General features: G+C 67.6%; 12 protein-coding genes and 3 tRNA genes. 4 read left to right on the forward strand and 11 right to left on the reverse strand.

What is annotated here, in order from left to right:
- Positions 1–42: 42 nt before the first annotated feature.
- The 6 genes from ACH4UM_RS06825 to ACH4UM_RS06850 all read right to left on the reverse strand — a co-directional run bounded on the left by ACH4UM_RS06825 (position 43) and on the right by ACH4UM_RS06850 (position 6,262).
- Entirely contained in the window at positions 43–1,479 is a 1,437-nt protein-coding gene (locus tag ACH4UM_RS06825) for a terminase large subunit domain-containing protein (RefSeq protein WP_398174634.1), read from the reverse strand.
- Positions 1,480–1,532: 53 nt separating this feature from the next.
- On the reverse strand, positions 1,533–2,066 hold the full coding sequence (locus ACH4UM_RS06830; RefSeq protein ID WP_398174637.1) for a hypothetical protein: 534 nt from the start codon (positions 2,064–2,066) through the stop codon (positions 1,533–1,535).
- 24 nt (positions 2,067–2,090) lie between these two features.
- Positions 2,091–2,993, reverse strand: coding sequence for a ParB N-terminal domain-containing protein (locus ACH4UM_RS06835; RefSeq protein ID WP_398174640.1), 903 nt, complete (start codon positions 2,991–2,993; stop codon positions 2,091–2,093).
- Between the two features lie 2 nt (positions 2,994–2,995).
- A complete protein-coding gene (locus ACH4UM_RS06840) occupies positions 2,996–4,330 on the reverse strand; it encodes a hypothetical protein (RefSeq protein ID WP_398174642.1) in 1,335 nt (444 codons plus the stop codon).
- 134 nt (positions 4,331–4,464) lie between these two features.
- Complete coding sequence (locus tag ACH4UM_RS06845; RefSeq protein WP_398174645.1) at positions 4,465–4,866, reverse strand: hypothetical protein; 402 nt, start codon at positions 4,864–4,866, stop codon at positions 4,465–4,467.
- A 274-nt stretch (positions 4,867–5,140) separates the two neighbouring features.
- Positions 5,141–6,262, reverse strand: a complete 1,122-nt coding sequence (locus tag ACH4UM_RS06850; protein WP_398174648.1) for a ParB/RepB/Spo0J family partition protein — start codon at positions 6,260–6,262, stop codon at positions 5,141–5,143.
- A gap of 846 nt (positions 6,263–7,108) precedes the next feature.
- Here ACH4UM_RS06850 and ACH4UM_RS06855 point away from each other — a divergent pair.
- Entirely contained in the window at positions 7,109–7,651 is a 543-nt protein-coding gene (locus ACH4UM_RS06855) for a hypothetical protein (RefSeq protein WP_398174651.1), read from the forward strand.
- Between the two features lie 5 nt (positions 7,652–7,656).
- Positions 7,657–8,424: a hypothetical protein gene (locus ACH4UM_RS06860; protein ID WP_398174654.1), complete on the forward strand. Its 768-nt coding sequence runs from the start codon at positions 7,657–7,659 to the stop codon at positions 8,422–8,424.
- On the opposite strand, the gene ACH4UM_RS06865 is transcribed toward ACH4UM_RS06860, so the two are convergent.
- Both ACH4UM_RS06865 and ACH4UM_RS06870 read right to left on the reverse strand, forming a co-directional pair.
- The gene (locus ACH4UM_RS06865; RefSeq protein WP_398174657.1) at positions 8,421–9,395 is read right to left on the reverse strand and encodes a recombinase family protein; all 975 of its coding nucleotides are present in this window, start codon (positions 9,393–9,395) and stop codon (positions 8,421–8,423) included. The genes ACH4UM_RS06860 and ACH4UM_RS06865 overlap by 4 nt on opposite strands.
- 107 nt (positions 9,396–9,502) lie before the next feature.
- Positions 9,503–9,763 carry a DNA-binding protein gene (locus ACH4UM_RS06870; protein WP_398174660.1) on the reverse strand — a complete coding sequence of 87 codons (261 nt, stop codon included), beginning with the start codon at positions 9,761–9,763 and terminating at the stop codon, positions 9,503–9,505.
- Between the two features lie 163 nt (positions 9,764–9,926).
- Here ACH4UM_RS06870 and ACH4UM_RS06875 point away from each other — a divergent pair, with 163 nt between their 5' ends.
- Complete coding sequence (locus ACH4UM_RS06875; protein ID WP_398174663.1) at positions 9,927–11,816, forward strand: tyrosine-type recombinase/integrase; 1,890 nt, start codon at positions 9,927–9,929, stop codon at positions 11,814–11,816.
- A gap of 148 nt (positions 11,817–11,964) precedes the next feature.
- Here the strand turns inward: ACH4UM_RS06875 and ACH4UM_RS06880 are convergent.
- The 3 genes from ACH4UM_RS06880 to ACH4UM_RS06890 all read right to left on the reverse strand — a co-directional run bounded on the left by ACH4UM_RS06880 (position 11,965) and on the right by ACH4UM_RS06890 (position 12,382).
- Positions 11,965–12,041: transfer RNA gene (locus ACH4UM_RS06880), tRNA-Ile, on the reverse strand.
- A gap of 190 nt (positions 12,042–12,231) precedes the next feature.
- Positions 12,232–12,304: transfer RNA gene (locus tag ACH4UM_RS06885), tRNA-Asn, on the reverse strand.
- A gap of 5 nt (positions 12,305–12,309) precedes the next feature.
- Positions 12,310–12,382: transfer RNA gene (locus tag ACH4UM_RS06890), tRNA-Asn, on the reverse strand.
- A gap of 144 nt (positions 12,383–12,526) precedes the next feature.
- On the opposite strand from ACH4UM_RS06890, the gene ACH4UM_RS06895 reads away from it, so the two are divergent.
- Positions 12,527–12,832 carry a YtxH domain-containing protein gene (locus ACH4UM_RS06895; protein ID WP_398174666.1) on the forward strand — a complete coding sequence of 102 codons (306 nt, stop codon included), beginning with the start codon at positions 12,527–12,529 and terminating at the stop codon, positions 12,830–12,832.
- Positions 12,833–12,954 lie beyond the last annotated feature (122 nt).

Consider the following 12,954-nt stretch of genomic DNA (forward strand, 5'->3'; position numbering starts at 1 on the left):
GCGTATCTCATCACTCTCAGACACCTCGTTCCCGAGAGGCCATCACCGCCGACCACTCAGCCGCTGGTCATTCCCGCCACGCGGTGGCGGCATCGTCGGATCAAGGAACAGGTCCCATAGCGCCCATACTGCGGAGTCCAGCAGGTCGGGTGAGTCCTCGGTCTCTCCCTGGCCAACGAACGTCGTCATCTGCTCCTCCAGCTCCGCGAACCGCCGGGCCGAACCGACGTGCGACACCCTGGCCTGCTCGTACAGCTGCGCCGCCGGTGCCGCCCGCGCCCGCTTCCCACGCGTTGCATGAACGATCCGCCAGTTCACCGTCGGGTCCACCTGCTCCAGCAGCGCGGGCAGGTAGTCACCACCGTTGTTGGCCTCGATCACCACGCAGTCGGCGCGGTGCTCGTGGTATAGCTCGGCGGCCCGCTTCATCGCCTGCGTCGGCGTATGCCGGTCCTGCTCGCAGTGCAGCAGATACCCGCGGGGCCGGTCATCCCCGAACATCGTCTCCACTGGGAACCCACGGCCCGCCACGGTGAACGCGGTCATGTCCGCGTTCTCGTGCGACTTCGTGGCCGGATCGACGGAGACCACCACGCGCTGGAGGTCAGGCAGACGCTCGGGCCGGGGGCGGAAGCCCTCGACTTCTAGCATCCACCCCTTCCACAGCGCGCCCTCCACGTCCTCGAGTAGCTCGCCGGAAAGCTCCTGCCGCCCCAACCGGGTGCCGGCGTACTCCTCCTCCAGCTCTTCTCGGGCCGCCGCCGACAGGTTCGCGTCGTTCTCCCGCATGTGCCCGCGGGTCAGCACCACCCGAGGCGGCGTCCCTCCCTCCAGGTGCGTCTTCTCCTGGGCACGGCCGCGCTCGACGAGCCGCTTGACGTGCGGGAGCGGCTTGGGCGTCGTGGAGATGACGACCTGCGGGGTGTCCGCCTCTCGCAGGCAGAACCACAGCATGTCGTAGACCTCTTGCGCGGTGTGCCGCGACCAGGCCGCGTACTCGTCGCACCATGCCTTGTCGAACGCCCAGCCGCGCAGGTTGTCCGGCGTCTCCGCACCGAATCCCCGTATCAGCGTGCCGTTCACCAGGCGCAGCGTCGTCTCGCCGAGCGAGGAGTTGTACTTCGCCACCTCCTCCGGCGGGAACACCGACAGCAGCCCGGACTTTGGGGACTCGAAGCAGATGTCCCTCACCAGCGTCGCGTTCTTCGCCACCACCGCGATCTGAAGACCTGGTGTCTGCGCCCACTCCCGGACCGTCTCCGCCGCCGTCCGGGACTTGCCCCAGCCGCGGCCGGTGAGCAGCATCCACACCGTCCACAGCCACAGCGGCTGACGCTGCGCCGCGCGGGCATGGTGGTGCAGCCACCCCGCGTGGGGCAGGCCGTCACAGTTCGAGACCTCGCACGCCCACCTGCGCGCCGACAGCTCATCGGCGCGGACCAGGGCGGCGACCTCGGCCTTCAGCTGCTCGTCGCTCATTACCGACGGGTCCGCGAACCCCTGGATCATGCGGCACTTGGCCCGGCCGCGGCTCACTGCGCGCCCTCCGACAGCCGGCGCTCCAGTTCACGGCGGAGCTGGTCCATCCGGGCCCGGCGCTCCTCGTCCGACAGTGAAGCCACGTCCACGCCCTGGTCCCGGTCCTCGACCGTCCCGGTCGCCGGAGCCTCACCCACGGCCCGCCGTTCGATCTCCGCCGCGACCTGGATGTAGCGCAGCAGCTCGGACGGCGACAGTTCCCGCGGGTCGAGTGTCTGGAGCCGCGCGACCGCCTTGCTCTGAACGGCTTGCGCCAACTTCGCGTGCCTGCGGGCGATGTCCCGCCGCGCCTGCGCCTGTTCCGCGAGGAACAGGCGGTCCTGCTCCCGGTCGTAGGCCGCGGCCCGCATCACCCATGCGTACTGCCGCGACCACCGACCCAGCAGCGTGCGGGATTTATGCAGCTCGCGTGCCGTTTTTGTCAGACTCCGCGCTGGGCCGAGATCGCGGTACACGGCGAACGCCTCGAACGCCTGGACCGACTCCCCGCTCTGCCGCTCCCAGGACTCCACGGTGTCCTCGGCCACCGCTCACCTCCTGGCCGGCGGCCGTTAGTTGCTCTGTGCGGCCAGGACTTCCAGCGCCCGCCACGACTCGTCGGCTGGCACGATGCCGTCCTGCACCATCCGATCGATGGCCGCCCTTACGACGGCGGCCGTCTCCACCGGCACGTCCCGCACGCCGAACACCGTCTCCAACGGTGCCGTTCCCGCCCTCGTCGCCTCCCCGGTGGCCGCGTCGAACCAGCCTTCGGCCAGTTCACCCAGGTGCCGCTCGAACACAGCGAGGATCACGCCGAGCGCCGTCGCGCTGTTGCCGATCTTGTACGCGGCTCGGGAGGTCTCCAGCGCATCGAGCACGGGCTCGTACTGCTCCAGCCCGGCCACCCACCGCTGGTCCGCCGTCGCCGTGGACCGGGCCGCGTCGAAGGCAGCCTCGGCTCGCTCCAGCTCATCGGGCAGGAACATGAACTGCACGCTGGCGAAGTCGAGGTTCGCCTCGCCCAGGGAGGCAACGTCCACCTTCTCCAGCAAGTCCAGGGTCTTGTCGTCCAGGCCCGTGTACTGCCGCCACTCCACCGACTCAAGCTCGTCGTACAGCTCCTTGAGGATCGCCGGGTCGTCCTGGCCTGCGATGGCGTTGTGCGAGAGCTGGAGAGCGATCTGCCGCTGGCGGGGCAGCGGCTCGTCTATCTGCATCCACCAGATCTGCGACAGGCCGGCTTCGATCGCGGCGAGCGTGCGGTGGTTGCCGGACAGGACGACCAGCCGCCCCGTCTCGCGGTCGTTCCACACCAGCGGCGTCGAGGTCAGGCAGCCGTCACGCTCGATGTTCGCCACCAACTGACGGAACTGCTCGTGCGGCAGGAACCGCGCGTTGACGTCGAGCAGCGTCAGCGTGCGCGGGTCGCCCTCCACCATCTGCGGCGGGGCGAGCCGAGTGGTCTCCTCCATGATCAGACTCCCGTCTTCGTCGTCTGGGCGCCCCACCGCTTCGCCCACGTCTGAAGGGCCTCGGCCAGCGTGTGCTGGCCCATAGCCCCCTGGTACTGGAGCTGGAACTTCCAGCCGTTCTCGTTCGATGGGCTGCGCTTGTTCAGCCGCAGCAGCCCGCGGTACTTCATCGACACCGGGTTGTTGCTGAACGCCGTCGTCGCCACCCTCCGGATCCGCCGAGAGAACGCCCGCTGGCACAGCAACTGCGCCTCGGCGCTGGTGGCCGCGAGCACGACCAGCTTCGACAGCCGCGGGTAGTCGGTCGGCGCGACCGCGAAGTCCGAGAGCACGTACGCCTCGTCTGGGGTGAACGTGCTCGGGGCCATCGCGAACACGCCCAGGAGCCGTCCGCCGCCGTCCTTCACCGCGACGGCCAGGTTCGCCGCACCCGGCGCGATCTTCGGGTTGAGGTACCGGGAGCGCAGCGCGTTGAACTGGCCGGGTTTCAGCAGCGACAGCGTGAGCGGGCCGACCAGTTCGTCACCCTGGCGCAGGCGGGGGACCTTCACCGGTTCGATCGGCTGGCGCGGAGCGACGATCCTTGTCCGGGCCCGACTGGCGTACACGTAGAAGGGAGCGGCGCGCGGGGTCGCCTTGATCACGCCGCGCAGGTAGCGGTGCAGCTCGGGCACGTCGTGGTTGGAGGCCGTCAGCCAGTACGGCCTGTCCGTGATCGCGCCGAGCACGCCGACCACGTCGTCGTCGGACAGCGGCTCGTACTCGGGCGCGTCCCAGGTGAAGTGCGCCTCCAGCGGCTCGTACAGCTTCTCGTAGCCACCGCCGTAAAAGGGAGGGAAGGAGCACACCGGGGCGTCACGGGGAACCTTCTGGAGCCAGGAGCGCACGTCCTCCACCTCGTACGAGGCGAGTTCAATGCCCGAGCCGGACAGCCGCTCGACCGTCTCCGCGTGCTTGACCTTCCACTGCTCCCGATAGGAGCGCACCACCCGCTCGTGCCACAGCCCCTCGCGACCGACGCTGGCAAGGAACCGCGTGCCGAGCATGAGCGTGGACACGGTGCCGACACCGTCGTCCAAGGAGTCCGCGAGCCAGCCGAGTTCGTCTCGGCTCTCCTCGCGGAGCTGGATGCCGACCGGCTGCCGCGTGAGCCATCGGCCGACCGCGCTGGTGTAGATGGACACGTCGGAGGAGCGGAGGGCGAAGCCCATGCCGGCCACGCTGCGCTCGATGGTGAAGTTCCCGCAGCACGGGACGTACACCGGGCCGCGCGGCCACTGGCTGGCGGTCTCGCGCACGATGGAGCGCATGGGGCCCGGGATGGTGCCCTGGAACATCTATCGCCTCCCGACGAACGACAGCGCCCGGCCTCGGCGGGATGCCGGGGCCGGGCGCTGCGCTGGAACCTTACACAAGGAGCAGGCAGCCCCTTGAAATCATGTCATCTATCTTTGCGGCGCGGTTCCGACGCTCAGATCAAGGTGCCCTGGTGATCCATCGGGGACAGCTCCCGCACCTCGTCCCCCGTGACCTCCTTCCACCAGGCGCCGAACACGCGGCGGTGGCACCACAGGCCCGGCTTGGCCAGGTCCTCGAAGCAGAGCAGCACCAGGCGGTGATCGCCCTCCGCCTGCGTGATCTGCCGCAGCCGCGCGGCGATCCGCTCGGGCCCGAGCTGGTCGAGGTCGGCCCGGTAGGCCGTCGCGAACTCGGGCTCGGACTGGGAGAGGTAGTCCCGACGCGGCGCGAGCTCCCGCACCGAGTGGGTGAGGGAGTAGGGGAGTTTGAAGCGGGGAGCGCCCAGGGTGATGCGCACCGGCACCCCTTGCGGGGGCTGGAACGCCTGGAACCGGTTGGTGAACAGAGTGAGCACGTGGTCATTCCTTTCATGGTGCTCAAATGCCGGGGTGCGTCGGCGTCGCCGCCGGCGGCCCCGCGGTGACCGATGATGCCGCCCACTCGGACCTTCGGGGGCCTGAGCAGCACCGGGCGCGCAGGGAGAGTCCCCCTGCGCACCCGGCCCGGGCCGAAACGGGTTGGAATTCCGAGAGGAATTCGATCGGAAACGGGCGGGGCCGGGAATTCCGGCCCCGCCCGCTCGTCCAAATGCGCAGGAGAGAAGGGGCGCGACCGCGCGCCCCTCCGTTCTACTTCGCTGCCGCTTCAGCCTTCTTCGCGGGCGTCCGGCGCGCCGGGGCCTGGGTGCCTGTGGCCGTGCGCGCCGCGGGCTTCGGGGCGGGCTTGGCCGCCGCCTTCTTCGCCGTGGACTGCGGCTTGTCTGCCGTCCTCGCCTCAGTCTTGGCCGCCGCCTCGGTCTTCTTCGCAGCCGCCGCCTCCTGCTGGACCTCCACGGCCGCCTTGTTGAAGTCCTCGGCCATGGCCCGCTGGATGCCCTGCGCCTTGCTCAGCAGGTTCCGCACCATCTGCACCTTGGCGTACAGGCGGCCGACGACCCGCAGGTGACGGGCGAGGTCGTCACCGAGGATGACGGCCAGGTCCTCCGGCTTCTTCTCGGCCAACTCCTCCAGCAGCGGGATCAGGACCTCCTCGGCCTTGCCGAGCCCGTCTTTCGCCTTGGCCTTGGCCTTCTTCTGCTTCTCCTGCTCCTCGGCCGTCGGCGCCTTCTCGTTGGTGAGGGAGGTCTGCTGCTCCATCATCTTGAGGCCGTTGGCGAAGTGCTGCGCCTCGGCCTCGCTGTCGAAGTCACCGCGCACGTACCGCATGGCCGCCACCATCTGGTTCGCCGGGTTGAGCTGAGCGATGTGCCAGGCGAGGTTGTTCTTGATCTGACCCTGATCGACCATCTCGGCCACCTCGGGGCGCAGGGTGAGCAGTCCCAGCCGCCAGGTGATGTGCGTCTCCGTCTTGCCGAACTGCTTGGCGATCTTCGCCGGGGTCCATCCGGCGGCCTTGAGGTCGGCGTACGCACCGGCCTCCTCCATGATCGTCATGTCCGCACGGTTGACGTTCTCAGCGATGCTGAGGACGTACGCCTCTTCCTCCGTGGCACCCTCGACGACCTTCGCCGGGATGACCTCCAGGCCGGCCGCCTGGCAGGACCGCCAGCGCCGCTCGCCCGCGATCAGCATGTAGGGGACCTTGGCGCCCTCGACCGGCCGGATGACGACCGGCTGGAGGAGGCCGTTCTCCTTGATGCTGTTGGTCAGTTCCTCCTGCGCCTCCTCCGAGAAGAACTTCCTCGGCTGCTCCGGGTTGGGTGCAATCTCGCTCACCTTGATGTTGATGAAATCGACCTTGTTGTCAGCCATTTTCCCGCGCCTTCCATGAATTCCGTTGGAGCGTTTCCCTTTGTTCTTACACTTATATCTTAATGGCGAATACCGCCAAATCAAGTTCGGAACTCTTTTAATTCAAGGGAATTCAGGAAGGGGAATTCTCTGCATTTCCAATTCCCCTTTCTGGGTGCGGACACGAGAGAGCCCGCCATGACCAAGCGGTCACGGCGGGCTGGCTCCCGTCACGCACCCCGACGGCCGCACCGGACGGCCGACTCCTCGCCGGGTGGGGCGCGGGGGGGTCGGCCACCCGGCGAGGAGCAGGGAAGGACGTCGCTCACGCGACGCTGCCGTGCGGGACTCCTGCGGCTGCTGCACCCGCCCGGCACATCAGAACGTACAGCAGGCGTTCAAGAATGTCACCTATCTCGCTTGAACCTGGGCACGCCGTCACCCTGCGACTCAACAGCACCCTTCCCCCTGCAGGCCGTCGTCTGGTTCCCTGCCGCGTATACCGGCCTGCCACTCCAGCAGCTTTCGGGCTTCCTGGCGGGCCGCGACGCCCGCTCCGCCCCGAAGCAAACACGGGGGCTGCTTGGTCAACTCAGCGATCCGCCGCTCGTCGATTTCGGACATGCGATTCCTCCCGTGAACGGCAAGCGCGCCGCCTTCGCCCGCCCAGATGCGACTTCCTCGACAGCCCACCGAGAGGCAGGTAACGGAGCACGTGACGCCCGCAGTTCACCCGCCGGCTCCCCCGAGGAAACTGTCCAACAAACCCTATAACCCCTCCGAGCTGCGATGTATCGTAGAGGCAGGGATGATTGTTACCGGCCAGTCACCTGCGGCGAGCATACGACACGGCCAGAGAAGGCGGACATGGCAGACACCACCGACCGGCGTCAACACATGAGCCTGGCCTCGAAGTTGCTCGTCCTGCTGCGCCTGCGCCGCGATCTGGACGGGTTTACTCCCAGCGCCCGGGACGTCTCAGATGCGACGACCCCGGTGGGCCAGCGCAAGCCCCTGCTGTCGCACGGCACTGTCAACAGCCTGATGAACGGCACCAGTAGCAACCCCAGGTCGTCTACGATCACCGCGCTTGCTCAGGCACTCGACGCCCCGGCCGCGTTCTTGCTCCCAGGACGAGAGTGGGACGACCTCGCAGCCCTGTCCGTGTACCGGGAGCGCCCAGAAGCCCGCGAAGTCCTGCGTTTAATGCAGGGACTTGAAGTGCAGGACATTCTTGAAATCAGTTCGAAGCTCCGGGAGATCCGCGGTCGCAGGGGACTACCCGAAGAGGTCCCCACGATCCCCCCACCTCCCCCCGGCGTCGACCAGCCCCGCGAGGGCCGACCACGCCGCCGGCTGAGCCTGCACGAAGCCGCTGAGAGGGCAGCGGATGATCTGGAAGGACGTTGAACCTCTTGGACGGCCTCATCTACGGCGTCTGTGCCCTTGTCACAGCCGTTAGCGCGGCGATACGCCTGCACTACACCCGTAAGCGTCGCAATCAAGCGGCCTACCGCATTGCCCATAGAGCCCGGGTGTCGGCGTTTGTAGCCTGCTTCTTCGGCTCGCTCCTGGCGATCCCCACAGTCGCCGAAGCCGTTGACCGACTCATGGACTTCAACGAGGTCTCGTCCCTCGCCTCGGACCTCGCCGCGGTGATCTTCTGGGCATGCCTCCAAGTCATGATCGTGGACTGGACGCACTCAAGAAGCCACGTACAGACGGGAGTCGCGGTGCGCATCTTCGCCGTGTGCTGTGTTGTCGCGGCGATGATCTGGGAGTTCCATATGACCGACACCGCGCACACGGGGCTGTCCACGGCCTACGCGCGTAGCGCCGATGTCCGGCTGTACCTGCTCACCTACCTCGGCTTCACAGCCGTTGCTGGGCTGGAAATCGGCGCCTTCTCTACTGGGCTGGCCGTTGCGGCCTGGCAGCAACGACGCGCAGCCGCAACCGGACTGTCCATCGCTGCCGCCGGGGGCATCTTCGGCGTCGCACATGCACTCAGCCGGAGCGCGTACATCATTGCTGAACGGAACGGGCACGCCTGGCCGCTGTCCGTCGAGAACGCCGTCAGCCCCGCGTTGGCGGGGCTCTCCATCATCTGTGTGGCCACCGGTCTCGCGTTGGCCACCATCGGCTACAACATCAGCCCCAGAGGTGCTGGCAGCGCGGTCTAGGCGGACTTCTCCTCAGCCCCCGCGCCCCACTGGCGCCAATGCAGTGCCACCCGGTCCGCGTCCACGGTGCGAGAGCCCCTAGACGCGGCCGGGTACACGGCCACCTTCTCGAGCATGAGAACCAGGGCGCCCTTCTTCGCCTTCATCGGCGCGTGCTTCCACCAGCGCACGAGATCCGGGATGTCGCCCACCGGCACGTGCTTGGCCTGCTCCAAGAAGCGAGCCTTCGTCTCACTCTCGCGGATCAGGTGCGCGAGCTCTTTGTCGGCCGTCCTAAACGCCTTGAGCGACATGTCCGGCGAGCGCGCGTAGTCCTCTCCCAGCTTCTTCTGTCGACGGCGCGCGGCTGCCGCCTCCTTACGCAGGAGGGCAGCCTGGGCCAGCAGCTCATCTCGCGCCTGCCCAATCAGCGCGCTGACCTCCGGCTTGGCCAACTCTGCCAGCAGGTGCTCAGCGACGTACGTCTCCAGCAGGTCAGCATTGATGCGGACCTTGCCACACCCGCCCGGATGCTGCGCTGTGCTGGGCGCACACCGGTAGCCGCGGCTGCCGCGGTTCGAGGGAGAGGAGCCCAGCGGACACGCGCACAGCCCGCAGGCACCCATCAGGCCAGGGATCAGGTACTCGCGCTGCGGGGCCCGTTGTTTGTCGGGGTCATGGACGGGGCGCATGGCACGGATGGCCTCGAATTCCTCCCGAGGGATGACCGCGGGGCCGCCCGTTTCGACGAGGTTGCCCTTCTCGTCTTCCTCCAGGCCGGCGATGGCCGGGTGGTCGAGCACGTTTGCCAGGACGTCTGGCTTCCACAGGCCACCGCGCGTCGTGCGGTACCCCTCGGCGTTCATCCACTCCGTGATGGCGGGATAGGGCTGCTGGAGCAACCGCCGCGAGGCGGCAGCACGAATGCCCTCCGCCTCGCTCTCGCGCACCCGCCGGTACGCCATGTCCTCAAAGCCGTACAGCCTCGGCATCTCCTCGCCCCTCCTACCGACCCCCTTTAGGGAACTAGTTTACCGAAGATAGGTCACATTGTTGGAAACCCAACAAACACCCCAAGATCACGCGCCGCCTCCCTCGATCACGTACTCACCCCCACGTCCCGGCCCTGCTCGATGCCGAGGACCTTCCACAGCTCCACCGTTGGCACCCGGACTGTGCCGCCTAGCGGGAGCGTCCGTACAGGGAACTTCCCATTGCGGATCAGCTCGTACGCCTTGTCTCGGCCAATTCCCAGAGCACGCCCGGCAGTTGTCACGTTGACCGTGGCCGGAAGAGCCAGCAGCTCCTCCAGACCCATCGCTCCGGCCGAAGCCTGTCCGCCCGCTTCCTGAGCAGTCATCTCGTTGGTCGCAATCTCCCCCGCGCCAACTTGTCAGCAACTTTACAACGCTGTCCGACACCCCCAGCAAGATCGAGAGAGAGCACGCCAGACACGTACGGACACGTACGCACACCAACGGCTGGCTGTGATCCAAGCGACAGTCAACAGGGAGCAGTGTCGGATGTTCGAGCCGAGCTACTACAGGCGGTGCCAGTGCAAGGGACCACTCAAGGACAAGAAGGGCAACCCCGTCCTCGACGCCGACGGCAACCCCAAGATCGGCTCCATCGGCACGACGTGCCCCAAGCTAGGCAAGGGGCACGGCACCTGGAACTTCTACTTCGAGCTCGAACCAGCCGAGGGCGGCACCCGCCAGCGGGTACGCCGCGGCGGCTTCGCCAAGTTGGAAGACGCCAAGAAGAAGGCCAGGGAGATCTACGACGCCGCCATGGCCGGCGGCGACGTGCTGTCCGATGAGAAGTGCGGCGACTTCTTCCTCCGGTGGATCAAGGCGAAGAAGTCCCTGGCCCGTACGACCCGCCACGGCTACGAGGAGCACATCAACAACTACCTCCTCCCGCACCTCGGGCACATCAAGTGCCGTGACCTCAAGGTTCGGCACCTCGACAAGATGTACGACGCGATCGAGAAAGAGAACGCCCAGCGGATCCTCCACCGGCTGCATGTCGACGAGCTCCAGAAGAAGCGCGACGCCGCGCACCGGGCCTGGGTGAAGACGGCGGGCTACGCCAAGAAGGAGGAGCGCCGCGCCGCGCGCCGGGCATTTCTCGACGCCAACGCAGAACTGCGCGAGGGCAAGAAGGGGCTGCGGAAGGTCACCTCCGCAGCCACCATGCACCGCATCAACGACACCCTCAGCTCGGCACTGTCCTGGGGCATCAAGCGCGAACAGCTCTTCCAGAGGAACTGGGCCCAGCTCGTGGAGCTGCCCCCAGTCACTCGGCCCAAGCCGCTCGTCTGGACTCCAGAGCGCATCGAGCACTGGAAGCGCACCGGCGAGAAGCCCGGCCCCGTCATGGTCTGGACACCGGAGCTGACCGGCCAATTCCTCGACTTCGTCAAGGACGACTGGCTCTACGAGCTGTGGCACAGCTTCATCTTCCTCGGCCCCCGCCGCGGCGAGATGGCCGCACTGCCCTGGACGGAGGTCAGCCTCGATGCCCTGTGGCTACGGATCTCCCAGCAGATCGTCGAGGTGGCGTACGAGCTCTACGGAGAAGCGCCAAAGGCCGACAGCGTTCGCACCCTGTCCCTGAGCCTGGAGTCCGGAGACAACCTCGCCGCCTTTCGCGCGAAACAGGAGAAGCAGCGCCAGGAGTGGGGAGACGCCTACATCGAGAGCGGCCGGGTGTGGACGCACGAGAACGGCGAGGCGCTGCACCCCGACTGGATATCCCGACGCTTCGCCCGCCTGGTCGAGCTGTCCGGCCTACCGCCGGTCCGCCTCCACGACCTGCGCCACCTCGCCGCCACCCTGTCCCTGCTCGCCGGGCACGACATCAAGGTCGTCCAGGAGAAGCTGGGGCACTCCTCGCGCCAGATCACCTCCGACACGTACACCAGCGTGCTGCCCGAGATGCTGCGGGCCGAGGCAGAGTCGGTCATGGCCGTGGTCCCCCGCGACGTCCCCTTCCGGGTACGCACCCCGCTGACGATCCCCGAGGCAGCCTGGCAGAACGACATCGCCGTCTTCTTCGCGCACGGCGCCAGGCAGTCAGGTGACACCTGGGCCGTCGGAGCGCAGACCCAACCGGACTCCGAGCTCCTCGGGATGATCGCCCTGACCGGCCGGGGCCAAGACGACGCCGCCAATGCAGCGGTGAAGTGGGTACGTGATCACTGCTCCGCGAGCGACCTGGAGCTGGTGCGTGTCGAGAACTTCAACGACCGCTACCCCGAGGAGCAGCGAGCCGACTTCTCGCTCACGCGTTTCACGGTCGCCCGCTCCGAGTCCCCGACCGTCGAAGCTTGGGCCCTACCGACCGGCCTGTCGCCGGCGGCGTCCCGCCCGGGGCGCCGGGCTCCGACCGGGCGTCGGAAGGCGGCGTGAGGGCGCTTCTGTCCCCTGGATCGTCCCCGCGTCCACTGTGCGTCCACTGGATCTTGGTCTGAACGAATGAACGGGGGTCGCCACCCTGGAGTGGTGCCCCCCGTTCTCACGTTTACGCAGGTAGAAACGCTTCTGCGCGTGTAGCGCCTGGTGGGGCGGGTGGGACTCGAACCCACGGCCGACGGATTATGAGTCCGCTGCTCTAACCGGCTGAGCTACCGCCCCGTTGCGGCGCGTCGCGTACATGTGTGCGCGCCGTCTGCCGCAGCATAGCCGCTCATACGATCTCCTGCTTCGCCATGGTCGGCTTCCCGCGGCCCTGCCTGACCTTGAGGACTTCGCCGCGGCCGCGGCGGTTCCCCAGGACATCGAACCGGACATGAAAAAGGACCCCGCAGGGTCCTCGTTCAGCGTGCTCCCCCGACTGGACTCGAACCAGTAACCTGCCGGTTAACAGCCGGCTGCTCTGCCAATTGAGCTACGGAGGACCGAGCTCCCCCGACTGGACTCGAACCAGTAACCTGCCGGTTAACAGCCGGCTGCTCTGCCAATTGAGCTACGGAGGAATGCCTCGTTGCATCGAACGTACCTACCTGGGTATTCGCCAGGGGGCGCGCGCTCGCTGCGACACATACATTAGCGCAAGCAGGGGGGTGCTCCGCCAATCGGTACTCCCCGGCTCCGACCTCGAGGCAAGGAAGGTGGCCACCATGCGTTACCGGCTCGCGTTCATCGCAGGGCTCGCTCTGGGTTACGTGCTGGGCACGAAGGCCGGACGTGAACGCTACGAACAGCTGAGGAAGTCCGCGCGCCAGGTCGCGCAGAACCCCGCGGTGCGCAACACCGCCGAGACGGCGGCCCAGCAGGGCCGCGAGTTCGCGGGCAAGGCCTATCACGCGGTCAGCGAAAAGGTGGGCGACCACGTCCCCGACTCGGTGGCCCAGCGCGTGCGCTCCCTGCGCGGCCACGGTGCCAACGGCAGCGGCGCGGACGACTGGGGCACGAGCAACACCTAGCGCAGCACCAGGGGCCCCACCTGGTCCGGCAGGCCGTCGGGATTCCGGGGGCGCCACCTCCGGGTACCGACGGCCGGACGGCTACCAGGCGCGGCCACCCCCCGTCGTACGGCAGAATTTTC

Origin of the sequence: Streptomyces sp. NPDC020801 (genome assembly GCF_044334385.1) — a bacterium.
Lineage (GTDB): Bacteria > Actinomycetota > Actinomycetes > Streptomycetales > Streptomycetaceae > Streptomyces.

Coding starts and splice junctions, on each gene's coding strand:
- ACH4UM_RS06875 (WP_398174663.1), top strand. CDS start 9,927: ATGTTCGAGCCGAGCTACTACAGGCGGTGCCAGTGCAAGGGACCACTC.
- ACH4UM_RS06870 (WP_398174660.1), bottom strand. CDS start 9,763: ATGACTGCTCAGGAAGCGGGCGGACAGGCTTCGGCCGGAGCGATGGGT.
- ACH4UM_RS06850 (WP_398174648.1), bottom strand. CDS start 6,262: ATGGCTGACAACAAGGTCGATTTCATCAACATCAAGGTGAGCGAGATT.
- ACH4UM_RS06825 (WP_398174634.1), bottom strand. CDS start 1,479: ATGAGCGACGAGCAGCTGAAGGCCGAGGTCGCCGCCCTGGTCCGCGCC.
- ACH4UM_RS06855 (WP_398174651.1), top strand. CDS start 7,109: ATGGCAGACACCACCGACCGGCGTCAACACATGAGCCTGGCCTCGAAG.
- ACH4UM_RS06835 (WP_398174640.1), bottom strand. CDS start 2,993: ATGGAGGAGACCACTCGGCTCGCCCCGCCGCAGATGGTGGAGGGCGAC.
- ACH4UM_RS06895 (WP_398174666.1), top strand. CDS start 12,527: ATGCGTTACCGGCTCGCGTTCATCGCAGGGCTCGCTCTGGGTTACGTG.
- ACH4UM_RS06840 (WP_398174642.1), bottom strand. CDS start 4,330: ATGTTCCAGGGCACCATCCCGGGCCCCATGCGCTCCATCGTGCGCGAG.
- ACH4UM_RS06865 (WP_398174657.1), bottom strand. CDS start 9,395: ATGCCGAGGCTGTACGGCTTTGAGGACATGGCGTACCGGCGGGTGCGC.